This is a genomic window from Companilactobacillus mindensis DSM 14500 (assembly GCF_001434275.1).
In the GTDB taxonomy this organism is placed as follows: Bacteria; Bacillota; Bacilli; order Lactobacillales; family Lactobacillaceae; genus Companilactobacillus; species Companilactobacillus mindensis.
In genome coordinates this window covers 1-251 of the sequence record NZ_AZEZ01000036.1, presented here as the reverse complement: position 1 = coordinate 251, position 251 = coordinate 1, and the positions used below count along the sequence as shown (strand labels likewise).

Here is a 251-nt window from a genome sequence, read left to right as displayed (position 1 = left end):
GAAACCTATGGCAGAACTTGAATATCATTATGGCATCAAGATGAGAATTTATCCAAATAATAAACAAAAGGATATTATAAATGTTAATTCCAATATCAGTAGAACTGTTTATAACAAATTGGTCGGAATCGATAAAGAAATATATCGATTAAAACAAATTGGAGTAAGCCTTAAAATTGCTCAAGATCGGATTTCAGAATTGACGAAGCGAAAAAACATTCGTGAATTATCTAATCATTATCAATATATGG

General features: G+C 28.7%; 1 protein-coding gene. It reads left to right on the top strand.

Features of this window, described 5'->3' with window-relative positions; all coding sequences use genetic code 11:
• Nucleotides 1-251, top strand: a 251-nt coding sequence (locus tag FD29_RS03975) for a helix-turn-helix domain-containing protein (protein ID WP_157049381.1), incomplete at both ends; no start/stop codon positions are given.